Source organism: Mycolicibacterium diernhoferi (assembly GCF_019456655.1).
Taxonomy (GTDB): Bacteria; Actinomycetota; Actinomycetes; order Mycobacteriales; family Mycobacteriaceae; genus Mycobacterium; species Mycobacterium diernhoferi.
The window spans coordinates 4,427,606-4,450,589 of the sequence record NZ_CP080332.1 but is presented as its reverse complement, the minus strand read 5'-3'; the positions used below and the strand labels follow the sequence as shown (position 1 = coordinate 4,450,589).

The window sequence follows — 22,984 nt, the reverse complement described above, 5'->3', positions numbered from 1 at the left end:
TTGTTGTGTCCCACCAGGTGCAGCGCTACCTCGATCAGGTCCGTGGCGAGTTCGCCGGCGTCGACGACGGTGAGTTGGCCAGCTACATCCCCGAGCTGACCCGCGTCGATCCCCACGGTTTCGGTGTCGCACTGTCTTCATCGGACGGGTTCGTCTACGAGTCCGGCGATGCGGCAACCGAATTCACCATCCAGTCGATATCGAAACCGTTCACCTACGCGCTCGCCCTGGAAAGTGTGGGCTGTGCGGCCGTGGACGCGAAGATCGGCGTGGAACCCTCCGGCGAGGCGTTCAACGAGATCAGCGTGGACAAGGTGACCAAGCGGCCCAAGAATCCGATGATCAACGCCGGCGCCATCGCCGCGGTGTCGCTGGTGCCAGGGTCCTCGCCGGACGAGCGATTCGCGCTGATCCAGGACTACTACTCGGCCTTCGCGGGCCGCCGGCTGCACATCGATTCCGAGGTGTACGCATCGGAGAAGACCTCCGGAGACCGAAACCGCGCGATCGCCTACATGCTGGCGAGTTTCGGTGTGCTGGACGACGATCCCGATGAGGTCCTGGACGTGTACTTCCGGCAGTGCTCGCTCAAGGTGACCGCGACGGACCTCGCCCGGATGGCCGCCACCCTGGCCCGCAACGGGATGAACCCGCTGACCGGCCGCCGGGCCACCGACGCCCCCGTGGTGCGCCGAACGCTGTCGGTGATGGTGACCTGCGGCATGTACGACGCCGCCGGGGACTGGGTCAGTGCAGTCGGCATGCCGGCCAAGAGCGGTGTCGGTGGCGGGATCCTGGCGGTGTTGCCCGGCCAACTCGGAATCGGCACCTACTCGCCGCTGTTGGATTCCCGGGGCAACAGTGTTCGGTCGGTCTTGTTGTGCCGCAAGCTTTCTGAAGAGCTCGGCCTGCACTTCCTGACGGTGGCCCGCGATTCACGGTCCACCCTGCGGGCGATCTACGAGCCACGAGACGACATCCGGGTCTACGAGGTGCATGGCGATCTGTTGTTCTGCGGGGCAGAGCAGGTGGTGCGCACGGTCGACCGGGGATGTGACGAGTTCGCCGTGGGCATCCTGGACGTCACGAGGGTCGACGATATCGACGACGCGGCCAAACATCTGCTCTCGGGGATGGGCACGACGCTGCGCGAGCGGGGGAAGGTCGGCCTCATCGTCGACCCGGACCGCATGGTGATCGGTGCAGGATCGGAGTTCGAGGACTTCCGATTCAGTACCGTGCAGGACGCGGTCGATGCCGCTGCCGCGTTCCTCGGTGTGGAGGGCTCAGATCGGTAGGGCCAACCTGGTCGGCTGATCGAGGCCGCGAAGGATCACCTCGCCGCCCAATGCCCAATGCACGCTTTCGGATTCGCCGGCTTTCGCCAGCGTGTCCGAGGAGGCCACCAGATGCCCCGGGACGGACTTCGCGTGATCACACAGCCGTGCGGCTTCGTTGACCGGTTCCCCGATCACGGTGTACTCGAAGCGTTCCTTGGCGCCGACGTTGCCGGCCACCACCTGGCCCGCGGCCACCCCGATTCCGGCGTCGACCTCGGGCACCTCGCTGCGCAGTCGCGTCGCCATCGCCCGGGCGGCCGCGAGTGCCTCGTCCTCGGCATTGTCCAGCGAAACCGGTGCACCGAAGACCGCGAGCACGGCGTCGCCCTCGAACTTGTTGACCAGCCCGTGGTGCCGGTCGACCTCGTCGACGACGACGGCGAAGAACCGGTTGAGCAGTTCGACGATGTCGCGGGCGGGCATGCTGGTGACCAGCTTCGTGGAGCCGATGATGTCGATGAAGATGACCGCCGCGTGCAGTTCCTCGCCGCCCAGTTGCGGGCGTTGCTGTTCGGCCAGCGCCGCGACCTCACGCCCGACGTGCCGGCCGAACAGATCGCGCACCCGTTCCCGCTCACGCAGCCCGGCGACCATCGAGTTGAAACCGCGTTGCAGCTGACCCAGTTCGGTGCCGTCGAAGACCACCAGGTTGGTGTCCAGGTCGCCTCGCTCGACCCGGTTGAGCGCCGCGCGCACCATCCGCACCGGGGTGGCGGTCAGCCAGGCCAGGATCCACATCAGGATGAAGCCGAAGGCGAGCGCGAAGACCGCGAGGATCATCACGGCGACGGCGAACTGGGTGGGGGACACGATCTGCATGGAGAGCGTGATGACGGCGGCCAGCAGGATGCCGAGCACGGGCACACCCGAGCCCAGCGCCCATACCGTCAGGGTGCGTCCCATGATGCCCGGCGCGAATCGGCGTGGTGGCGAGCCGACCTCCAGGGCCTGCGCGGCGACGGGACGCAGCGCGAATTCGGTGAACAGGTAGCAGCTTGCGGAGACCACGATGCCGGGAAAGCTGATGCCCAGCAGGACTTTCGGGATGTAGTCGGTGTCCTGCAGCCCGTAGAGCAAGGTCAGCACCGCGGCGCCGCCACCCCACAGTGCGAGCAGGACCCGGCTCAGCCGCCAGGGCGCGAAGAAGGTGTTGAGCTGATCCTGCTGTGACGGCTCACGTTCGGCGAGGGCCCACCGGACGTTGTTGATCACCCGGTTGGTCGCCCAGATCACCCCGGCGACGAATGCCAGCACGACATAGGCCGGTGCCACCGCGAAGGTGATCCAGCGGACCTGGGGATCGAACACGCTCGGCACCGGGAAGGTGACGGTGACGACGAGGCCGGCCACCACGACCCCGACCAGGTTGGCGCCCAGCACCACCGTGGTGAGGATCAGCTGGATGCGGACGCGGCGACGCTGCTGGCTCTCCGAGACGCGTCCGAGAATCCACGACCCGTATTCCGGGGTCCCGGCGACGCGACCGGTCTGTCTCGTCATCCGTTCCAGGACCCGGCCGAGACGTTGGGCCGCGCTCTTCGTGTCCGTCATCGTGGCGTCAGCCTAGTGAACGCCGGCCGCAATCTAAGGTGGTTGCGTGCGTCTCGTCATCGCCCAGTGCACCGTCGACTATGTCGGCCGGCTCACGGCACACCTCCCGTCCGCCCGCCGCCTGCTGCTGTTCAAGGCCGATGGATCGGTGAGCGTGCACGCCGACGACCGTGCCTACAAGCCGCTGAACTGGATGACCCCGCCGTGCTGGACGACCGAAGAGCTGTCCGATGAGGCGGCGGTGTGGGTGGTGGAGAACAAGGCCGGCGAGCAGCTGCGCATCACCGTCGAGGACATCGAGCACGACTCGAGTCATGAGCTCGGCGTCGACCCCGGGCTGGTGAAAGACGGTGTGGAAGCACATCTGCAGGAGTTGCTCGCCGAGCACGTCGAACTGCTGGGCGCCGGTTTCACCCTGGTCCGCCGGGAGTACATGACCGCGATCGGTCCCGTCGACCTGATGTGCCGGGACGAGACCGGCCGGTCGGTGGCGGTGGAGATCAAGCGCCGCGGCGAGATCGACGGTGTGGAGCAGCTGACCAGGTACCTCGACCTGTTGAACCGGGACACCCTGCTGGCTCCGGTCAGCGGTGTCTTCGCCGCCCAGCAGATCAAGCCGCAGGCGCGCACGCTGGCCACCGATCGCGGAATCCGTTGTGTGATCCTGGATTACGACAAGATGCGTGGAATGGACAACGCCGAGTTCCGGCTGTTCTGATGGGCCGGCCGTTCTAGTGGGCCGTAGACGTCCCGGCCGTCGGGCCCCGACCCCGCTGCCACCGTGGCTCGGTCAGCGGCGGGTGGAGGCGGGCCCGGACGGCTACGACTACGAGGTGAAGGTGGTCCCGGCGGCGCGGGCGACCAAGCCCTACCGGTGCCCCGGATGTGACCACGAGATCCGCCCGGGTACGGCCCATGTGGTGGTGCTGCCGGTGGACCACGGCGATATCGAGGACCGCAGGCACTGGCACACGGCGTGCTGGAACAACAGGGCCAACCGGGGGCCGACCCGCCGGTGGTCTTAGCGCAGCGTCAGTGCTCTGCGTTCGGGTTCGGCTCGACGAGCTCGACCAGTACGCCGCCGGCGTCCTTCGGGTGGATGAAGTTGATCCGCGAGTCCGCGGTGCCCCGACGCGGGGCGTCGTAGAGCAGACGGACGCCGTCGGCCCGCAGCTTCTCGGACAGGGCGTCGATGTCGCTGGTGCGATAGGCCAGCTGCTGCAGGCCCGGACCGCTGCGGTCGATGAACTTGGCGATCGTGGAGTTCTCGTTCAACGGAGCCAGCAGCTGGACCTGCACGCTGCCCTTGGCCGCGCCGCGCACCGAGAGCATCGCCTCGCGGACGCCCTGCTCCTCGTTGATCTCCTCGTGCAGCACGATCATGCCGAGGTGGTCGTGGTACCACTTGGCGGCCACGTCGAGATCGGGCACCGCGATGCCGACATGATCAATCGCAGTCACCAGGGCGCTGGACAGCGCCGGACGGGCATCGACGTGCTCGGTGGTCATACGGTAAAGGTAACCTGATACCGCACTTTTTATGCCTGTGGGATCTGCCACATTGCGGCTCCTCGGACTGGCTACTCGATTTTGGAGGTTGGACATGACGACATCGGTGATCGTGGCCGGAGCTCGTACCCCGGTCGGCAAGCTGATGGGCTCGCTGAAGGACTTCTCGGCCAGTGACCTCGGCGGGATCGCCATCAAGGCGGCGCTGGAGAAGGCCAATGTCCCCGCATCCCTCGTCGACTACGTGATCATGGGCCAGGTGCTGACCGCCGGCGCCGGGCAGATGCCCGCCCGCCAGGCCGCCGTCGCCGGCGGTGTGCCGTGGGACGTGCCCTCGCTGAGCATCAACAAGATGTGCCTGTCCGGCATCGACGCCATCGCGCTGGCCGATCAGCTGATCCGCGCCGGGGAGTTCGAGGTCGTGGTCGCCGGTGGCCAGGAGTCGATGAGCCAGGCCCCGCATCTGCTGCCCAAGAGCCGCGAGGGCTACAAGTACGGCGACGCCACCCTGGTGGACCACCTGGCCTATGACGGTCTGCACGACGTGTTCACCGACCAGCCGATGGGCGCGCTCACCGAGCAGCGCAACGACGTCGACCAGTTCACCCGGGCCGAGCAGGACGAACTGGCCGCACAGTCGCACCAGAAGGCCGCGGCGGCGTGGAAGGACGGCGTGTTCACCGACGAGGTCGTGCCGGTCAAGATCCCGCAGCGCAAGGGCGACCCGATCGAGTTCAACGAGGACGAAGGCATCCGCGCCAACACCACCGCGGAGTCGCTCGGCGGTCTGAAGCCGGCTTTCCGCAAGGACGGCACCATCACCGCCGGTTCGGCGTCGCAGATCTCCGACGGGGCCGCTGCCGTCGTGGTGATGAGCAAGGCCAAGGCCGAGGAGCTGGGGCTGAGCTGGCTGGCCGAGATCGGTGCGCACGGTGTGGTCGCCGGTCCGGACTCGACGCTGCAGAGCCAGCCGGCCAACGCCATCAAGAAGGCCATCGGGCGTGAGGGCATCACCGTCGAACAGCTCGACGTCATCGAGATCAACGAGGCGTTCGCTGCAGTGTCGCTGGCGTCCACCAAGGAGCTCGGCGTCGATCCGGCCAAGGTGAACGTCAACGGTGGCGCCATCGCCATCGGCCACCCGATCGGCACGTCCGGCGCGCGGATCACTCTGCACGCGGCCCTGGAGCTGGCCCGCAAGGGGTCCGGCTACGCCGTCGCCGCCCTGTGCGGCGCCGGGGGACAGGGTGACGCGCTCATCCTGCGCCGCCCCTGACCGCTGAGAATGCACTCAGTTTGATCAACGACGCAATGTAGTAGCTGGCCGCCCGCTGCGGCACAATGGCGTCCATGGCTAACAACTATGACGTCCGCAGCGTGGCGGGCTGGTTCCGGTTGATCGCGATCGCGGAGGCGTTCAGCTGGGCGGGGCTGCTGGTCGGCATGTACTTCAAACACCTGGCAGGGACGACCGAGATCGGCGTGAAGATCTTCGGGCCCCTGCACGGCGGCATCTTCGTGGCCTTCCTGGCGGCCGCACTGCTGGTCGGGATCGCACGCAAGTGGAGCGTCCTGACGTGGGCCTTGGCGTTGCTGGCCAGCATCGTGCCGCTGGGAAGTGTGATCTTCGTCATCTGGGCCGACCGGTCCGGTCGCATCGATGGACGCACCGTCGCTGCCAACCGCGGCGAAGACATGCCAAACTTGGTGGCGTGACGCGTCCACGCCCCTCCATCGGGCCGGCCCTGGCCGGCGCATTCGACCTGTCCGCTCTCAAGCAGCCGCCACCACCCCCACCCGGCGCCGCCGAGCCGTCCGAGGTGGCGGGCGCGGTGCACGTCACCGAGGCCAACCTCGAGGCCGAGGTCCTGATCCGTTCCGGTGAGATCCCGGTGGTGGTGCTGCTGTGGACGCCGCGCAGTGACGCCAGCGTGCAGCTCGCCGACACCCTGGGCGCCCTCGCGCAGGAGGACGGCGGCACGTGGTCGCTGGCGCTGGTCAACGTCGACACCACGCCGCGGGTCGCGCAGATGTTCGGCGTGCAGGCGGTACCCACCGTGGTCGCGCTGGCCGGTGGTCAGCCGATCTCCAGCTTCCAGGGTCCGCAGCCGGCAGATCAGCTGCGGCAGTGGATCGATTCGCTGCTCAGCGCGACGGCCGGCAAGCTCAGCGGGGTCCCGGAGCAGGCCGAGCAGGTCGACCCGGCGCTGGAACAGGCTCGGGCGTATCTGGACAACGGCGACTTCGATGCGGCGCTGACCGCGTACCAGGACATCCTGGCCGCCAAGCCGAACGACACCGAAGCGGCCGGCGCCATCCGGCAGATCACCTTCCTGCAGCGTGCGACGACCCGCCCGGCCGACGCTCCCGCACTGGCCGACGCCGCCCCCGGCGATGCCGAGGCCGCGTTCGCCGCCGCCGATGTGGAGATCCTGCAGCAGAACATCGAGGGTGCCTTCGACCGGTTGATCGCATTGATCAAACGCACCGCCGGTGACGAGCGCACCGCCGCGCGCACCCGGCTGATCGAGCTCTTCGAACTGTTCGACGCGGCCGACCCGGAGGTGCTGGCGGCCCGCCGTAAGCTCGCCAACGCGCTGTACTAGGCGCCGAGATCGACGAAATGGCGTAATTTCGCTCGACTTTCGGCGCCCGTTTGTTCGTTTGGGCGGTCATGGATCCAGCTCGAACCAGAGCGCGGCCAGTGGCGGCAGCGCCAGGACCGCCGAGGCGGGGCGCCCGTGCCAGGGCTCGGCGGTGGCCTCCACCGAACCCAGGTTGCCGATCCCGGACCCGTTGTAGATGGTGGCGTCGGTGTTGAGCACCTCACGCCAGGTGCCGGCCTGGGGCAGGCCCAACCGGTATCGGGCGTGCTCGGCGCCGGAGAAGTTGAACACGCACGCCAGCGCGGTGCCGTCGTCACCGAAGCGCAGGAAGCTCAGCACGTTGTTCGCCGAATCGTTGGCGTCGATCCAGGAGTAACCCTCGGGCACGGTGTCGCGTGACCACAGGGCCCGCCGGCTGCGGTAGAGCGCGTTGATGTCGGTGACCAGTCGCGCGATCCCGGTGGAGAAGCTCTGCTCGGACAGTTGGTACCAGTCCAGGCCACGCTCCTCGGACCATTCGGCGCGCTGGCCGAACTCCTGGCCCATGAACAGCAACTGCTTGCCGGGGTGCGCCCACTGGTAGGCCAGCAGCCCGCGCAGACCCGCCGCCTTGTTGTGGTCATTGCCCGGCATCCGGCTCCACAGCGTGCCCTTGCCGTGCACCACCTCGTCGTGGCTGATGGGCAGTACGTAGTTCTCGCTGAACGCGTAGAGCATGGAGAAGGTGATCTCGTGATGGTGGAAACTGCGGTGGATCGGGTCGCGCTTGATGAACTCCAGGGTGTCGTTCATCCAGCCCATGTTCCACTTCATCGAGAAGCCAAGGCCGCCAAGGTTCGTCGGGCGCGTGACGCCGGGCCACGAGGTGGATTCCTCGGCGATGGTGACGATGCCGGGCGTCACCTTGTGCACCGTCGCGTTCATCTCCTGCAGGAACTGCACCGCTTCCAGGTTCTCCCGTCCGCCGTAGATGTTCGGCGTCCAGCCACCCTCGGGTCGCGAATAGTCCAGGTAGAGCATCGAGGCCACCGCATCGACCCGCAGGCCGTCGACGTGATACTCCTGCAGCCAGTACAGCGCGTTGGCGACCAGGAAGTTGCGCACCTCGGGGCGACCGAAGTCGAAAACGTAGGTACCCCAGTCGAGTTGCTCGCCGCGGCGCGGGTCGGAGTGCTCGTAGAGGGCGGTCCCGTCGAACCGGCCGAGCGCCCAGGCGTCCTTCGGGAAGTGCGCGGGCACCCAGTCGACGATCACGCCGATGCCGGCCTGGTGCAGCGTGTCGATGAGATGGCGCAGATCATCGGGGCTGCCCAGCCGTGGAGTCGGGGCGTAGTAGGAGGTGACCTGGTAGCCCCAGGATCCGCTGAACGGGTGCGCCGCCACCGGCAGCATCTCGACGTGGGTGAAGCCGTGCTCCACGACGTATTCGGTGAGTTCGACGGCCAGCTCGCGGTAGCTCAGCCCCGGCCGCCACGACATCAGATGCACCTCGTAGGTGCTCATCGGTTCGAACACCGGATTACGCAGCGCGCGTGCGGCCATCCACGCGTCGTCGTTCCAGGTGTAGTTGCTGTCGGTGACCCGCGAGGCCGTCGCCGGCGGGATCTCGGCGGCGAAGGCGAACGGATCGGCCCGGTCGGTCACCGAACCGTCGACCCCGTGCACGCGGAACTTGTAGAGCCCGTCTTCGGGGAAGTCAGGCCAGAACAACTCCCAGACTCCGGTCGATCCCAGCACACGCAGCGGTGCCTGACCACCGTCCCAGTGATTGAACTCGCCGATCAGGCTGACGCCCTTGGCGTTCGGCGCCCACACCGCGAACGAGTACCCCTGCACCTCGCCGTCGGGGGTGGTGAAACTACGACGGTGCGCCCCCAGGATCTCCCACAGCCGCTCGTGACGGCCCTCGGCGAACAGGTGCAGGTCCATCTCGCCCAGGGTGGGCAGGAACCGGTACGGGTCGGCGACGGTGAACGCCGGGACGCCCGGATACTGCACCTCCAGGCGGTAGTCCATGAGGCCGGTGAACGGCACCGCGCCGGCGAACAGGCCGGCCTCCAGGTGATTGAGCGGGTAACGCTGCCCGCCGATCAGCGCGGTCACCGACTCGGCGTGCGGGCGCAGCGCCCGGATGACGGTGTGGTCGCCGTACTCGTGCGCGCCCAGGATGGAGTGCGGGTCGTGGTGTTCGCCCGCCGCGAGCCGGTGCAGGTCGTCCACGCCGGGGCGCAGATGAATGCTGGTGTTCGTGTTGGTTCGGGTCAACGTCGTTCACTCCCTCCGCAAGAGGTTCAGTCGAGAGTCGTAGGGGATCAGCGGCATGTTGAGAATGTGCGCGACCGCTCGGGCCGGGTCCAGGCGTACGTAATTGGACTGGCCCCAGTGGAATTCGTCGCCGGTGACCTCGTCACGCACCCAGAAACGGTCATAGGGCTCCATGCCGAGCGCATCCATGTCCAGCCACAGCGTGCCCTCCTCGGCGCCGAACGGGTTGAGGGTCACCACCACCAGCACGCAGTCCCCGGTCACCGGGTCGAACTTGCTGTAGGCCAACAGCGCGTCGTTGTCGACGTGGTGGAACTTGATGGTGCGCAACTGCTCCAGCGCCGGGTGCAGGCGCCGGATCTCGTTCAGCCTGGACAGGAAGGGTTCCAGGGACTGCCCGGTGGCGACCGCCGCCTCGAAATCGCGCGGGCGCAGTTCGTATTTCTCCGAGTCCAGGTACTCCTCGCTGCCCTCGCGTACCGCCCGGTGTTCGAACAGTTCGTAGCCGGAATACACCCCCCACGCCGAACTGAACGTCGAGGCCAGCACGGCCCGGATGGCGAACATGCCCGGGCCACCGTGTTGCAGGCTCTCGTGCAGGATGTCGGGGGTGTTGACGAACAGGTTCGGCCGTGCGACGTCCGCGTACTCGGCGATCTGCTGGCCGTACTCGGTCAACTCCCATTTCGCGGTGCGCCAGGTGAAGTAGGAATACGACTGGGTGAAACCGAGTTTGGCCAGACCGTAGAGCCGGGCCGGGCGGGTGAAGGCCTCGGCGAGGAACAGCACATCCGGGTCCTCGTTCTTGACCTTGCCGATCAGCCAGGCCCAGAAGTTCGGCGGTTTGGTGTGCGGGTTGTCGACTCGGAAGGTCTTGACGCCGTGCGAAATCCAGAACCGCACCACCCGCAGCACCTCGGCGTAGAGTCCGGCCGGGTCGTTGTCGAAGTTCAGCGGGTAGATGTCCTGATACTTCTTCGGCGGGTTCTCGGCATAGGCGATGGTGCCGTCGGGCAACACGGTGAACCACTCGGGGTGTTCCTTGGCCCACGGGTGGTCCGGCGCGCACTGCAGCGCCAGATCGAGTGCGACCTCCAAGCCCTGATCGGCTGCCGCAGAGACGAAGTCGTCGAAGTCCTCGATGGTGCCCAGATCGGGGTGGACGGCGTCGTGGCCGCCCTCGGCGCTGCCGATCGCCCACGGTGAGCCGACATCGCCCTCGCTCGCGGTCACGGTGTTGTTCCGGCCCTTGCGATGCACCTTGCCGATCGGGTGGATGGGTGGCAGGTAAACCACGTCGAAACCCATCCGGGCGATGCGCGGCAAGTCCTTGGCCGCCGTCGCGAACGTCCCGTGTACCGGCCGGCCGGAGCTGTCCCAGCCGCCGGTCGACCGGGGAAACATCTCGTACCAGGAGGCGAACCGGGCCGCCGGGCGGTCCACCCACACACCGAACTGCTGACCGCGGGTCAGCAGTTCACGTAACGGGTAGTGCCGCAGCAGGTCGGCGATAGAGGGGGAGAGCGCCGCCGCCGCACGGGTCAGCGGGTCACCGGGCTCGCGGAGTGCGGCCGCGGCCTCCAACAGCGGATGGCGCTGCTGACGGGGCACACCGGCGGCGGCCCGCTCCAGCATCTGGGCGCCGATCAGCAGGTCGTTGGACAGCTCGGTCTCGCCCTGGCCCGCGTCCAGCTTGGCCGTGACGCCCTTGCGCCAGGTCGCGAACGGATCGCCCCAGCCGTCGACCCGGAACGTCCAGAGCCCGACCTGGTCGGGGGTGAACTGGCCGTGCAGGACATCCGGGGTGTGGCCCGGGCTCATAGGCAACAGCAGTGGTTTGATGCGCGGCGCGGGGATCGTCGCCCGCGGTGTGGGCGTCATCCCCGGCGGGTCCGGCGTCAGCGGAGGGTAGGAGGTGCCGTGGTAGCGCACCACCAGGGTGGCGGATACCGCTTCGTGGCCTTCGCGCCATACGGTCGCCCGTACCGGCACAACCTCACCCACCACCGCCTTGGCGGGGAACCGTCCTCCGGACAGCGCGGGCTCGACGTCATCGATCTCGATACGACCGGTCACGCACGAATCTCCTCACTCGGTGCGGCCGCCGCCTTCGGTGACCGCGGTCCGTCTGGTCTCTGGGTTCTGCCTCGACGCGCTCGTTACCGACTCTGAGTACCCAACCTAGTGGCCGGGACACATAGTTGTGCGGGTTGGTTGCTCGAAGCGACCCCGATCACCGTTGCCGGGTGCCGACGGCCGATCGGTCAGTAAGGTTGACTCGTGTGAAGGCTCTCCGCAGGTTCACCGTCCGGGCCCATCTTCCAGAGCGGCTCGCCGCCTTGGAGGAGCTGTCGGTCAACTTGCGTTGGTCGTGGCACAAACCGACACAGGAGTTGTTCGCGGCCGTCGACCCGGCGCTGTGGGCCCAGGTCGGTGCCGACCCGGTGGCGCTGCTCGGAGCGGTCAATCCGCGACGGCTCGACGACCTCGCCGGCGACGAGGGTTTCCTGCAGCGCGTGGACAGCCTGGCCGCCGAGCTCGCCGATTACCTCGGCAGGCCGCTGTGGTACCAGGAGCAGGCGGCCGACGGCGTCGAACTACCCAACGGCATTGCGTACTTCTCCATGGAATTCGGGGTGGCCGAGGTGCTGCCCAACTACTCCGGTGGCCTGGGCATCCTGGCCGGCGACCACCTCAAGTCCGCATCGGATCTCGGCCTGCCGTTGATCGCGGTCGGGTTGTACTACCGGTCGGGCTATTTCCGGCAGTCGCTGACCGCCGACGGCTGGCAGCACGAGACGTACCCGTCCCTGGATCCCCAGGGGCTGCCGTTGCGACTGCTGACCGACGCCGCCGGCGATGCGGTGCTCATCGAGTTGGCGATGCCCGACGATGCGCAGCTGTTCGCACATGTCTGGGTGGCGCAGGTGGGCCGAATCCCGTTGCTGTTGCTGGATTCCGACATCGGCGAGAACGAGCACGAGTTGCGCGGGGTGACCGATCGGCTCTACGGCGGCGATCAGGAGCACCGGATCAAACAGGAGATCCTGGCCGGGATCGGCGGCATCCGGGCCATCCGGGCGTACACCGCGGTGGAGGGGCTGCCGGCACCGGAGGTGTTCCACATGAACGAGGGGCATGCCGGCTTCCTCGGTGTCGAGCGCATCCGCGAACTCATCGACGCCGGACTGGACTTCGACACCGCGCTGACCGTGGTCCGTTCGTCCACGGTGTTCACCACGCACACACCGGTGCCCGCGGGGATCGACCGATTCCCGGTGGAGATGATCCGGCGCTATTTCGCCGATGAGCGCCCGCGCGAAGAGCATGAGTCCGATGAGCGCCCGCGCGAAGAGCATGAGTCCGATGAGCGCCCGCGCGAAGAGGATGGTTCCGGCAGGCTCCTGCTGCCCGGAGTGCCGTTGGACCGGGTGATCGCTTTCGGCGCCGAGGACGATCCCTCGAAGTTCAACATGGCCCACATGGGTCTGCGGCTGGCGCAGCGGGCCAACGGCGTGTCGCTGCTGCACGGCCGGGTCAGTAGACAGATGTTCCAGGAGCTGTGGCCGGGTTTCGACCCGGAGGAGGTGCCGATCGGCTCGATCACCAACGGCGTGCACGCACCGACCTGGGCGGCGCCGCAGTGGCTCGACCTCGGCCGGCAGTTGCTCGACAGCGAGGATCTGACCCTGCTGCGGGAGCCCGAGACCTGGCGGGGATTGCGGCAGGTCGGCGCCGATCAGCTGTGGCGCATCCGCTGCGAGTTGCGGGCTCTGCTGATCGAGGATGTGCGCGCCCGGTTGCGCCGGTCCTGTCTGGCCCGCGGTGCGACGGAGGCGGAACTCGGCTGGGTCGCAACCGCTTTCGATCCGGATGTGCTGACGGTCGGGTTCGCCCGCCGGGTGCCCACCTACAAGCGGCTGACGCTGATGCTGCGGGACCAGGACCGCCTGCAGAAGCTGCTGCTCGACGCCGACCGGCCGGTGCAGTTGATCGTGGCGGGCAAGTCGCATCCGGCGGACGACGGCGGCAAGGCGCTGATCCAGCAGATCGTGCGGTTCGCCGACCGCCCGGAGGTCCGGCACCGCATCGCGTTCCTGCCCGACTACGACATGTCGATGGCCCGGTTGCTGTACTGGGGCTGCGATGTGTGGTTGAACAACCCGCTGCGCCCGCTGGAGGCCTGCGGCACGTCCGGGATGAAGAGCGCACTCAACGGGGGACTGAATCTGTCCATCCGGGACGGCTGGTGGGATGAGTGGTACGACGGCGAGAACGGTTGGGAGATCCCGACCGCCGACGGCCTCGCCGACGAGGGCCGCCGCGATGACATCGAGGCCGCCGCGCTGTACGACCTGCTGGAGTCCTCGGTGACCACCAGGTTCTACGACCGCGACATCGACGGGGTGCCGAGCCGGTGGGTCGAGATGGTGCGGCACACGCTGCAGGCGTTGGGGCCCAAAGTGTTGGCGTCGCGGATGGTGCGCGACTACACCGAGCAGTACTACGCGCCGGCCGCGCGGTCGCTGCGGGCCACCATCGAACCCGACAACGATTCCACCGGGGTGCCGTTCGGTGCGGCGCGTCAGCTGGCCGCCTATCGGCAACGGGCACAGCAGGAATGGCCGAAGATCCAGATCACCGATGTGGACAGTTACGGTCTGCCCGACACCCCGCTGCTCGGCAGCGAACTGACCCTGACAGCGTCGGTGTACCTGGCCGGGCTGACGCCCGACGAGGTCGTCGTCCAGGCGGTGCTGGGACGTGTCGATGCGGCCGACGTCCTGCAGGATCCGGTCAAGGTGCCGATGACGCACACCGGCACGGCGGGGGGCAATCAGATCTTCTCGACGACGACGCCGCTGCCGGTGGCCGGTCCGGTCGGTTACACGGTGCGGGTGCTGCCGCATCACCGGCTGCTGGCGGGGGAGACCGAACTCGCCCTCGTCACACTGGCATGAACCAGATCCTGGAGGTCGCGGTCCCCGGCGGGCCCTACGCGCTGGCGGCGGGTCCCGACCGTGCGACCTGGGTGACGCTGGTGCGCAGTGGGCAGATCGCCCGCGTCACCGACAGCGGTGAGCTGACCGTCTACGACGTCGCGCCCGACAGCTTGCCCTCGATCATCACCACGGGCGCGGACGGTGCGCTGTGGTTCACCCGGGCCGGCGATGACCGGATCGGCCGGATCACCACCGGGGGCGTGCTCAGTGAGATCGAATTGGCCTCCGGCGCAGCTCCATTCGGTATCACCGCGGGACCGGGAGGTACGCTCTGGTTCACCGCGATGAATGCCGGCACCATCGGCCGGATCGACCTCGACGGTACGGTCACCGAGGTGGCGGCGCCCGGCGGCGGGCCGTCGATGATCGCCGCGGGCCCGGATGGCGCGCTGTGGTTCACGATGAACCAGAAGAACGCGATCGGCCGCCTCGAACCCTCCGGTGCGCTGCGGGTGCGCGAGGTCCCGACCCCGCGGTCGGGTCCGGTGGGCATCGCCGCCACCCACGACGACGCCGTCTGGTTCACCGAGTTCCTCGCCGAGAAACTCGGCCGCATCCCGACCGACGAGGCGATCCAGGAACTCGACCTGCCCGGCAAGCCGCACGCGGTGGTGGCCGATCCGTCCGGCGGGGTGTGGGTCAGCCTGTGGGGCGCCGACCAGATCGCCCGGGTCGGCGCCGACGGTGGGGCGACGGTCATCGATCTGCCGCCCGGCAGCGAACCGCACGGGATGGCCATCGCTGCCGACGGTGCGCTGTGGGTGGCGCTGGAGGCGGGGTACGTGTGGCGGCTGCCGGTGGGCTGAGCGCAAACCCGCACGGCCCGTGTCCTTGTCGTGGCCGGACAGTTACATAGGCCACGTAAGTTCCTCGAGGTGCCTACTGAGGGGTTTGCCGTACCACGACCCTTTGCCCTGTTGACCGTGGTGATGACGGCCGCCGTGTTGTGCGTGCCGGCCGCCGCCGCCGATCCGGGGATCGACCCCGCCGAGCCCGACGTGGATCCGGTCTTCGCCCCCGCCATCGACCCGGCGCTCGAACCTCCGCTGGGCCCCGTCATGCAACCGGTCGCCGCCGCGATCCCGCCCCCGGCCGGGCCGAAGCACGGTCTGGTCTTCTCCCCGCCGCCGGTCAGCACCGAAACCCCGGACGGCTGGCGGCTCACCCTCTCGGCGAGCGACGAGACCCAACTCGTCTCGGCGCCGTTGACCACCGCGCTGTCCTCGCGCAGCTACGTCGTGGGAGGCACATTCCGCGGGAACATCAGCGGCCCGGGGACCGACATTCCCGAGGGCGTGCTCGAGGTCGGCTACCAGATCGGCTGCGGCATCGACATGAGCACCTCCAACGGCGTGACCATCACCGGCACCGCCGGCGCGTCCCCGTCGGTAGGGCTGGCCGGCGTCGACGTAGGCTCACCGGCGCTGGACGGGTTGATCCCGGTGCTGACCACACCGGTCACCGGCGGTGTGGCGATCGGGCTGAAGCCGGGCATCGTCAACATCGTCCCGGTGACCGAGAAACAGTTCAAGGGATCCAACCCGTGGGTGCTGATCAGCAATTTCCAGGTCAAGATCGACGGCTGCGTGGGTCAGTCCTTCATCCGCTCGTTTGCCTTCCTGACCCGGTCCACCGACGAATCCGATTCGGTGCTGGCCTATTACGGCGAGACGAAGGTGGTCTGAGCGCCGGTCACGGGAAGCGCTTGAAGCAGCGGTCCGTCTCGCCCAGCACGCCGACCCGGAACGCGTCGATGCGCGAGAAGCCGGACGGCACCGATTCACCGTTGACGTCGCTGGCCACCAGACCGTTGAGCAGGATGCCCGACACCGCCTCGTCGACATCGCCGGCGGTGAGCTGGATGGTGTTGCCGTCCGGGGTGCCGACCTCCTGGGTCAGCTTGGCGGTGGCGACACCGGTCAGGCAGGCGGTACGAAGCGCGGCCTGCGCGGTGTCCAGCGCGACCCCGTCGCGCTGATGCTGAAGTGACTGCATGTACCGCGACATCAGCACCGAGTAGCCGGTGTTGTCCCCGGTGGTCAGTCCGGTGTCATCCTCGGATTGCGTCCCCAGCTGCTCCAGCGCCGGGAGATCCACCGCGATGGTGTTGGTGGCTGGACAGAATGTCGCCGCGGCGTCGGAGTCGGCGTCCGGGCAGTCCTGCGGTTCGAAGGTCAGCGCGGGCGGCTCGGCCGGCTCGAACAGGATGTTCATCGCGTCGATGATGGACCGCACGGAATCCTCGGTGATCTCCAGTTCACCGGACTGGTTCTCCGGCAACAACACCGGGAGATCGCCGCGGCGCTGTTCGATTTCGGCCGGGTCCATCGAGGCGCAGGATGCGGCGTCGTCGGTGAAGCCGAACTGGAAGGCCGACACCCGCTCGAATGCCGACCCGTGTTCGTCTTCACCGGCGGCCACATCGCTCTCGCTGAGCAGCGGGTCGCGGAACGCGATCATCGCCGCCAGCAGATTGTTCAGCCCGTCGGCGGTGGACAGGGTGAAGCGTGGCGAATTGCCTTCGGCGACCCAGCGCATGTAGACCCCGGCCAGGCAGTCGGCCTGCTGCTCGGACACCAGGGTGGGCGTCGACCGGGTGAGCAGCCCCGCCTGCTTCTGCACGGCGTGGCCGTACTCGTGGGCGAGCACCATCGTGACGGCCATATCGCCGTTGGCGTCGCGCAGGGCGGGCAGCAGCACGCCGCGATCCCAGCCGATCGTCAGGTCATCGTGGCAGAACGCGGCATTGACCAGGTTGTAGGTGTCGACGCCGCAGAAGACACCGTCGAATCCGTCTGCGTCCCAAGAGATCACATCCGTCACCGGGGTGAAGTCCTCACCGAATGTCTCCGGGTAGGCGGTCGCCCAGAACTCCTCGATGTCGCTCACGGAGCTGATCGCGAGATGGTCGATCTCGCCGCCGTCGGTGTCGGTCACCTCGCGGGTCGGCTCGGCCGCGTCATCGCGCAGGCCGGTCGGGCCGTCGGTGGCGGGCATGCCCGCCACCCGGAACGGGTCGGCGAACACCGAGACCGGCGTGCCCTGCAGGGACTGCCCGCAGGAACTGACCAGCAACACGATGCAGGCGGCCAGCGCCGTTCTCGCCAAGCGCCGCGCCGAGCCGTTTGCCCGTCGCTCCGCTCGCCCCGAGTTGTTCTCCCGTCGCATCACTCGCCCCGAGCGCCTCATGTGCCCCCGCCTTTCGGTGCGCCCGGCCGGGCATGCCGCATCGGCTCTCAGAATAGTGAACAAACCGGGCCCGCCGGGCCCGACCCGTCCGCTCAGGCGCCGCGCAGGCGTTTGAGGGCGGCGATCACCCGTTCGGGATCGGTGGTCGCCCAGAACGGCGGCAGCGAGGACCGGAGGTAGCCGCCGTAGCGGGCCGTCGCCATCCGCGAATCGAGCACCGCGACCACGCCACGATCATCCACGCGGCGCAGCAGTCGGCCGGCCCCCTGCGAGAGCAGCAGCGCGGCGTGGTTGGCCGCCACCGCCATGAACCCGTTGCCGCCGCGCGCGGCGATGGCCCGCTGACGCGCGGTCAGCAGCGGGTCGTCCGGGCGGGGGAACGGAATCCGGTCGATCAGCACCAGCGACAGGGTCGGGCCGGGGACGTCGACGCCCTGCCACAGCGACAGCGTGCCGAACAGCGAGGTCTGATCGTCGTCGGCGAACCGCTGGACCAGTGCGGCGGTGGTGTCCTCGCCCTGACACAGCACCGGCGTCGACAGCCGTTCGGACATCACCTCGGCGGTCGCCCGGGCCGCGCGCATCGAGGAGAACAGACCCAGCGTGCGGCCGCCCGCGGCGGTGATGAGCGCCTCGATCTCGTCGAGTTGGGCGGGGGAGCCGGTGCCGTCACGGCCCGGCGGGGGCAGATGCTTGGCCACATAGAGGATTCCGGACTTGGCGTGATCGAACGGTGAACCGACGTCCAGGCCGTGCCACTTCGGCGGTGGATCCCCGCCATTGAGCCCCCAGGCCCCGGCCATCGCTTCGAAGTTGCCGCCGATGGTCAGTGTCGCCGACGTCAGCACCGTCGTGCAGTGCTGAAAGAGCCTGGTGCGCAACAACCCTGCGACCGACAGCGGCGCCACCCGCAGGATGGCGCGCTTCGGCCCGCCGCGGTTGTTCTCGATCTGGTCGAGCCACACCACGTCGTGGCGGTCCGGGATCGCCGGCCCGAACGAGTCCAGCATGCGCGCCGCGATGTCACCGACCTCGGTCACCGCGGTGACGGCCTCGGTGCGGGCGGCGGCGGCCTGCGGGTCCGACGGGGTGGTGTCGATCGCCGAGCGGATGACGAACGCCGCATCGCGCAACGCGGTCAGATAGGTGGCCAGCTCTTCGTCGAGGTGGTCGATCCGCCCCGGCTCGGCGTCGAAGATCGCCGCGGACAGGTTGGCCCCGGCCGCCTCGAACCGCTCGGCGAGTTCGTCGGCGACCAACCGTCCCAGCCGGCGCTGCGCCGCCCCGAGCACCGCCGCAGACAGTTCGCCGGTGGCCACGCCGGTGACCCGGTCGGCCAGTTCGTGGGCCTCGTCGACCACCAGCAGGCTGTGTTCGGGCAGCACCGAGGCGTCCGCGATGGCGTCGATCGCCAGCAGTGCGTGGTTGGTGACCACCACGTCGGCGGTGCCCGCCTTCGCGCGTGCCTTCTCCGAGAAACAGTCGGTGCTGAACGGGCACCGGGACACCCCGATGCATTCGCGGGCCGACACGCTGACCTGACTCCACGACCGGTCCGGCACCCCGGGGACCAGCTCGTCCCGGTCACCGGTCTCGGTGTCCGACGACCAGTCGGTCAGCCGTTTCACATCGCGGCCCAGCGCGGTGGCGGCCACCGCGTCGAACAGTTCCTCCTGCGGCAGTTCGTCGGGTTCTGCCGCGCCGTTGTGGATCTTGTTCAGGCACAGGTAATTTCCACGCCCCTTCAACAGTGCGAAGGTGGGGCGCCGCGGAAGGTGGGCGGCCAGCGCATCGGCCAGTCGGGGCAGGTCGCGGTCGACGAGTTGGCGTTGCAGGGCGATGGTGGCGGTGGACACCACCACCGGCTCATTGGCCGACACCGCCCGCGCGATGGACGGCACCAGATAGGCCAGCGATTTGCCGGTGCCGGTGCCGGCCTGCACCGCGAGATGGCGGCCGGTCTCGAAGGCCTCGCTGACGGCCTCGGCCATCTGAACCTGCCCGGGGCGCTGTGCGCCGCCGAGTGCGGAGACCGCCGAGGCCAACAGTTCGGTGACCGCGTCCGGACGCGCGGAGCGGCGCGGCGACGAACTCTTGGTCACGACGGGCCGGCGGCGATGACGCGGGTCGGGATGGCCGGCTCGCCCTTGGACAGCTTCAGCCCGTCCCAGGGCAGACTGTGCAGCCCGGCCGCGACCCGGGCCCGGGCGGCGTCGAGGTCGGGATCCTGGACCGGTTCCCCGCCGCGGACCAGTGCGACCGACAGCGGCCGCGCGTGATAGCCGTTCTCGGGCTGCGGTGGCTGCCCGACGGGGTACACCACCTCCTCGACCACGGTGCCCGACGGTTTGGCCAGTCGCAGGGCCTGCTTGGCGCCGCCCTGCGAGGCCTTGTGCGCGCTGCGCTTCTGCACGGCGATGCCGTCGACCTCGACGAGCTTGTAGACCATGCCGGCGGTGGGCGCCCCGGATCCGGTGACCAGCGAGGTCCCCACCCCGTAGCTGTCGACGGGTTCGGCGCGCAGCGCCGCGATGGCGAACTCGTCGAGGTCGCCGGAGACCACGATCCGGGTCTTGTCCGCGCCGAGATCGTCGAGTTGTTTGCGGACCTGTCTGGCCAGCACCCCCAGATCCCCCGAATCGATGCGCACGGCGCCCAATTCGGGTCCGGCCACCGCGATGGCGTTGGCCACACCCGCGGTGATGTCATAGGTGTCCACCAGCAGGGCGGTGCCCACGCCGAGGGCCTGCACCTGCGCGGCGAACGCGGCGCGTTCACTCAGGTCCCGGGCGGCGGGGTCGCCGGTGCCGTCGGCCGTGGTGTGCAGCAGGGTGAACGCGTGCGCGCTGGTGCCCAGAGCGGGCACGCCGTAGCGCTGCTGGGCGGCCAGGTTGGAGCTGCCGGAGAACCCGGCGATCCAGGCCGCCCGGGCCGAGGCGACGGCGGCCTCCTCATGGGTGCGCCGTGAGCCCATCTCGATGAGCCGGCGGCCGCCGGCCGCCGAGACCATGCGGGCCGCGGCCGAGGCGATGGCGCTGTCGTGATTGAGGATGGACAGCGCCAGGGTCTCCAGCAGGACACATTCGGCGAAACTGCCGCGCACCGTCAGCACCGGCGAGTGCGGGAAATACAGCTCACCCTCGGGATAGCCGTCGATGTCGCCGCCGAACCGGTACCCGGACAGGAACGCGCACGTGTCCGCGTCCAGGAACCCGGCCACCGAGGCCAGCGCCTGCTCATCGAAGGTGAACTGCGCCAGGGTTTCCACGAGCCGGCCGGTTCCCGCGACGACGCCGTAGCGGCGACCCTCTGGCAGCCGGCGTGCGAAGACCTCGAAAGTGCACCGTCGGTGCGCCGAGCCGTCCCGGAGCGCAGCCGCCAGCATGGTCAGCTCGTACTTGTCGGTCAGCAGTGCGGTACCGGTCATCCGATCGCCCCGCAAGCGTCGCCCACGCCGTCGTTCACGGTCTCACCGTATCGGTACCGTTCGGATTCGGGCGCGCGGTCGCGCCCCGGTATCCTGTGCCTCATGGTTACCCCAGCGCGGACAAAGCCGGGTACTCGGGAGGACCACGCGGCCGATGTGGACCGCCACGAAGACGCCGCCGCCGACACTCCCTGGGTGACGATCGTGTGGGACGACCCGGTGAATCTGATGTCGTACGTGACCTACGTCTTCCAGAAACTGTTCGGGTACTCCGAACCGCACGCCACCAAACTGATGATGCAGGTGCACACCGAGGGCAAGGCCGTGGTCTCGGCCGGCAGCCGTGAGTCGATGGAGGTCGACGTCACCAAGCTGCACTCCGCGGGGCTGTGGGCCACCATGCAGCAGGATCGCTGATCACGTGCGCAAATGGAAGCGGATCGACGGTGTCGACGGCCCACGGTTCCGGTCCTCGCTGGCGGCGCACGAGGCCGGGCTGCTGCGTAACCTGGTGTCCTCGCTGACCGGCATGCTCGACGACCGCCAATCTGGCGCTCCGGCTGACGAACTCAGCGAGATCACCGGGATCCGCACCGGCCACTCGTCCCCGCCCGAGGACGAGACGATGAAGCGGTTGTTGCCGGATTTCTTCCGGTCCCGCAACGGGCATCCCGCCGGTTCGTCTGCCGCGGACAGTTTGAACAGCGCCCTGCGCAGCCTGCACGAGCCGGCCATTATCGATGCGAAACGTCAAGCTGCGCAACGGCTTCTGGACACCCTGCCGGAGAACGGTGGCAAGTTCGAGCTCTCCGAGGACGATGCGCACGCGTGGGCGTCGGCGGTCAACGATGTGCGCCTGGCGCTCGGGGCGATGCTGGAGATCGGCCCCGAGGGACTCGATCAGCTACCGCCCGGACATCCGATGGCCGGGCACCTCGACGTCTACCAGTGGCTGACCGTGCTGCAGGAGTATCTGGTGCTCAGCCTGATGGGATCACGATGAGCGCTCGCGCGAAGAGCCGGGGTGCCACGTGAGCGCCTTCGGCTCCATCACCGATGTCGCCGGCATCCGGGTCGGCAACCACCACCGCATCGACGACGACGCCACCCTGGGGTCGGGGTGGGCGTGCGGGAGCACGGTGGTGCTCGCGCCCGAGGGCACCGTCGGCGCGGTGGACTGCCGCGGTGGCGCACCGGGAAGTCGGGAAACCGACCTGCTGGATCCCGCCAACAGCGTGCGCCACGTCGATGCGGTGGTCCTCACCGGCGGCAGCGCCTACGGGCTGGCCGCCGCCGACGGGGTGATGTCCTGGCTGGAGGAACAGGGCCGCGGGGTGAAGATGGACGGCGGGGTGGTGCCGATCGTGCCGGGCGCGGTCATCTTCGACCTACCCGTCGGCGGCTGGGGCTGCCGGCCCACCGCGGAGTTCGGGTACGCCGCGGTGCAGGCCGCCGGTGCCGAGATGGTCGAGCGAAGCGACGGGGGACCGACTTTTGCGATCGGCAGCGCCGGCGCCGGCGCCGGTGCGCGCGCCGGGGTGCTCAAGGGCGGGCTCGGTACCGCCTCGATCAGGCTGGACGATCTCGGGGTGACCGTGGGCGCCGTCGTCGCGGTCAATTCGGGCGGCAACGTCGTCGACCCGGCCACCGGGCTGCCCTGGATGGCGGATCTGATCAAGCTGTTCGGCCTCCACGCGCCCCCGGCCGAGCAGGTGGCCGAATTCGCCCGCCTCGACAAGGAGAGCGGCCCGCTGAACACCACCATCGCGGTGGTGGCGACGGACGCCGCGGTCAGCCCGGCGGGCTGCCGCCGCATCGCGATCGCGGCGCAGGACGGCCTGGCACACAGCATCCGGCCGGCGCACACCCCAGTCGACGGTGACACGGTCTTCGCCTTGGCCACCGGCGCGGTGACCCTGCCGACCTCGGAGAAGACTCCGACGGCGATGTCCCCGGAGACCGCGGCGCTGACCGCGATCGGAGCCGCCGCGGCGGACTGTCTGGCCCGGGCGGTGCTCGTCGGAGTGCTGGCCGCTCAGAGCGTCGCCGGAATACCCACCTATCGTGACCTGTTGCCCGGTGCATTCGCATGAC

General features: G+C 68.7%; 19 protein-coding genes. 12 read left to right on the top strand and 7 right to left on the bottom strand.

Translation table 11 applies throughout. The features are described from left to right. Nucleotides 1-5 precede the first annotated feature (5 nt). The gene (gene glsA, locus K0O62_RS21065; RefSeq protein WP_073853008.1) at nucleotides 6-1,298 is read left to right on the top strand and encodes a glutaminase A; all 1,293 of its coding nucleotides are present in this window, start codon (nucleotides 6-8) and stop codon (nucleotides 1,296-1,298) included. Here the strand turns inward: glsA and K0O62_RS21060 are convergent. Continuing rightward, entirely contained in the window at nucleotides 1,287-2,891 is a 1,605-nt protein-coding gene (locus K0O62_RS21060; RefSeq protein ID WP_073853009.1) for an adenylate/guanylate cyclase domain-containing protein, read from the bottom strand. The two genes, glsA and K0O62_RS21060, sit on opposite strands and share 12 nt — an antisense overlap. 46 nt (nucleotides 2,892-2,937) lie before the next feature. On the opposite strand from K0O62_RS21060, the gene nucS reads away from it, so the two are divergent. Continuing rightward, nucleotides 2,938-3,609: an endonuclease NucS gene (gene nucS, locus K0O62_RS21055; RefSeq protein WP_073853011.1), complete on the top strand. Its 672-nt coding sequence runs from the start codon at nucleotides 2,938-2,940 to the stop codon at nucleotides 3,607-3,609. 16 nt (nucleotides 3,610-3,625) lie between these two features. After that, on the top strand, nucleotides 3,626-3,916 hold the full coding sequence (locus K0O62_RS21050; RefSeq protein ID WP_073853013.1) for an Rv1322 family protein: 291 nt from the start codon (nucleotides 3,626-3,628) through the stop codon (nucleotides 3,914-3,916). A gap of 7 nt (nucleotides 3,917-3,923) precedes the next feature. Here K0O62_RS21050 and mce read toward each other — a convergent pair whose 3' ends face one another. Then, complete coding sequence (gene mce, locus K0O62_RS21045; RefSeq protein WP_073853015.1) at nucleotides 3,924-4,400, bottom strand: methylmalonyl-CoA epimerase; 477 nt, start codon at nucleotides 4,398-4,400, stop codon at nucleotides 3,924-3,926. A 94-nt stretch (nucleotides 4,401-4,494) separates the two neighbouring features. Between mce and K0O62_RS21040 the strand changes: the two genes are divergently transcribed. From K0O62_RS21040 to K0O62_RS21030, 3 genes are all read left to right on the top strand, one after another. Beyond that, a complete protein-coding gene (locus K0O62_RS21040) occupies nucleotides 4,495-5,676 on the top strand; it encodes an acetyl-CoA C-acetyltransferase (RefSeq protein WP_073853017.1) in 1,182 nt (393 codons plus the stop codon). 65 nt (nucleotides 5,677-5,741) lie between these two features. Beyond that, the gene (locus tag K0O62_RS21035; RefSeq protein ID WP_073853019.1) at nucleotides 5,742-6,116 is read left to right on the top strand and encodes a DUF3817 domain-containing protein; all 375 of its coding nucleotides are present in this window, start codon (nucleotides 5,742-5,744) and stop codon (nucleotides 6,114-6,116) included. Continuing rightward, nucleotides 6,113-7,006 carry a tetratricopeptide repeat protein gene (locus K0O62_RS21030; protein WP_073853021.1) on the top strand — a complete coding sequence of 298 codons (894 nt, stop codon included), beginning with the start codon at nucleotides 6,113-6,115 and terminating at the stop codon, nucleotides 7,004-7,006. The genes K0O62_RS21035 and K0O62_RS21030 overlap by 4 nt, the downstream gene beginning before the upstream one ends. A 66-nt stretch (nucleotides 7,007-7,072) precedes the next feature. On the opposite strand, the gene glgB is transcribed toward K0O62_RS21030, so the two are convergent. Together glgB and K0O62_RS21020 are read right to left on the bottom strand one after the other, a co-directional pair. After that, nucleotides 7,073-9,271 carry a 1,4-alpha-glucan branching protein GlgB gene (gene glgB, locus K0O62_RS21025; protein ID WP_073853023.1) on the bottom strand — a complete coding sequence of 733 codons (2,199 nt, stop codon included), beginning with the start codon at nucleotides 9,269-9,271 and terminating at the stop codon, nucleotides 7,073-7,075. A 6-nt stretch (nucleotides 9,272-9,277) separates the two neighbouring features. Beyond that, nucleotides 9,278-11,347, bottom strand: a complete 2,070-nt coding sequence (locus K0O62_RS21020; RefSeq protein ID WP_073853025.1) for an alpha-1,4-glucan--maltose-1-phosphate maltosyltransferase — start codon at nucleotides 11,345-11,347, stop codon at nucleotides 9,278-9,280. 206 nt (nucleotides 11,348-11,553) lie between these two features. Between K0O62_RS21020 and glgP the strand changes: the two genes are divergently transcribed. The 3 genes from glgP (at nucleotide 11,554) to K0O62_RS21005 (ending at nucleotide 15,959) form a co-directional block, all read left to right on the top strand. Continuing rightward, nucleotides 11,554-14,232: an alpha-glucan family phosphorylase gene (gene glgP, locus K0O62_RS21015; RefSeq protein WP_073853027.1), complete on the top strand. Its 2,679-nt coding sequence runs from the start codon at nucleotides 11,554-11,556 to the stop codon at nucleotides 14,230-14,232. Then, entirely contained in the window at nucleotides 14,229-15,080 is an 852-nt protein-coding gene (locus K0O62_RS21010; RefSeq protein WP_073853029.1) for a Vgb family protein, read from the top strand. The genes glgP and K0O62_RS21010 overlap by 4 nt, the downstream gene beginning before the upstream one ends. Nucleotides 15,081-15,188: 108 nt before the next feature. Further along, entirely contained in the window at nucleotides 15,189-15,959 is a 771-nt protein-coding gene (locus K0O62_RS21005) for an MspA family porin (protein WP_372512793.1), read from the top strand. Nucleotides 15,960-15,966: 7 nt separating this feature from the next. On the opposite strand, the gene K0O62_RS21000 is transcribed toward K0O62_RS21005, so the two are convergent. The 3 genes from K0O62_RS21000 to K0O62_RS20990 all read right to left on the bottom strand — a co-directional run bounded on the left by K0O62_RS21000 (nucleotide 15,967) and on the right by K0O62_RS20990 (nucleotide 20,890). Beyond that, nucleotides 15,967-17,463, bottom strand: a complete 1,497-nt coding sequence (locus tag K0O62_RS21000) for a neutral zinc metallopeptidase (protein ID WP_073853031.1) — start codon at nucleotides 17,461-17,463, stop codon at nucleotides 15,967-15,969. A gap of 92 nt (nucleotides 17,464-17,555) precedes the next feature. Then, complete coding sequence (locus K0O62_RS20995) at nucleotides 17,556-19,565, bottom strand: ATP-dependent DNA helicase (RefSeq protein ID WP_073853033.1); 2,010 nt, start codon at nucleotides 19,563-19,565, stop codon at nucleotides 17,556-17,558. Further along, complete coding sequence (locus K0O62_RS20990) at nucleotides 19,562-20,890, bottom strand: nicotinate phosphoribosyltransferase (RefSeq protein WP_073853034.1); 1,329 nt, start codon at nucleotides 20,888-20,890, stop codon at nucleotides 19,562-19,564. Before K0O62_RS20990 ends, K0O62_RS20995 begins: the two co-directional genes overlap by 4 nt. Nucleotides 20,891-20,992: 102 nt before the next feature. Between K0O62_RS20990 and clpS the strand changes: the two genes are divergently transcribed. The 3 genes from clpS to K0O62_RS20975 are packed head-to-tail and all read left to right on the top strand — an operon-like array spanning nucleotide 20,993 to nucleotide 22,983. Then, nucleotides 20,993-21,307: an ATP-dependent Clp protease adapter ClpS gene (gene clpS / locus K0O62_RS20985; protein WP_073853036.1), complete on the top strand. Its 315-nt coding sequence runs from the start codon at nucleotides 20,993-20,995 to the stop codon at nucleotides 21,305-21,307. A gap of 4 nt (nucleotides 21,308-21,311) precedes the next feature. Next, nucleotides 21,312-21,893, top strand: coding sequence for an oxidative stress transcriptional regulator AosR (gene aosR, locus K0O62_RS20980; protein WP_073853038.1), 582 nt, complete (start codon nucleotides 21,312-21,314; stop codon nucleotides 21,891-21,893). Between the two features lie 28 nt (nucleotides 21,894-21,921). Further along, nucleotides 21,922-22,983, top strand: coding sequence for a P1 family peptidase (locus K0O62_RS20975; protein ID WP_073853040.1), 1,062 nt, complete (start codon nucleotides 21,922-21,924; stop codon nucleotides 22,981-22,983). The last annotated feature ends 1 nt before the right edge of the window (nucleotide 22,984 follow it).

Bases quoted from the DNA above. Each gene is read 5' to 3' on its own strand.
- K0O62_RS21060 (WP_073853009.1), bottom strand. From the start codon at position 2,891: ATGACGGACACGAAGAGCGCGGCCCAACGTCTCGGCCGGGTCCTGGAA.
- mce (WP_073853015.1), bottom strand. From the start codon at position 4,400: ATGACCACCGAGCACGTCGATGCCCGTCCGGCGCTGTCCAGCGCCCTG.
- K0O62_RS21040 (WP_073853017.1), top strand. From the start codon at position 4,495: ATGACGACATCGGTGATCGTGGCCGGAGCTCGTACCCCGGTCGGCAAG.
- K0O62_RS21035 (WP_073853019.1), top strand. From the start codon at position 5,742: ATGGCGTCCATGGCTAACAACTATGACGTCCGCAGCGTGGCGGGCTGG.
- K0O62_RS21010 (WP_073853029.1), top strand. From the start codon at position 14,229: ATGAACCAGATCCTGGAGGTCGCGGTCCCCGGCGGGCCCTACGCGCTG.
- K0O62_RS21000 (WP_073853031.1), bottom strand. From the start codon at position 17,463: ATGAGGCGCTCGGGGCGAGTGATGCGACGGGAGAACAACTCGGGGCGA.
- K0O62_RS20990 (WP_073853034.1), bottom strand. From the start codon at position 20,890: ATGACCGGTACCGCACTGCTGACCGACAAGTACGAGCTGACCATGCTG.
- clpS (WP_073853036.1), top strand. From the start codon at position 20,993: ATGGTTACCCCAGCGCGGACAAAGCCGGGTACTCGGGAGGACCACGCG.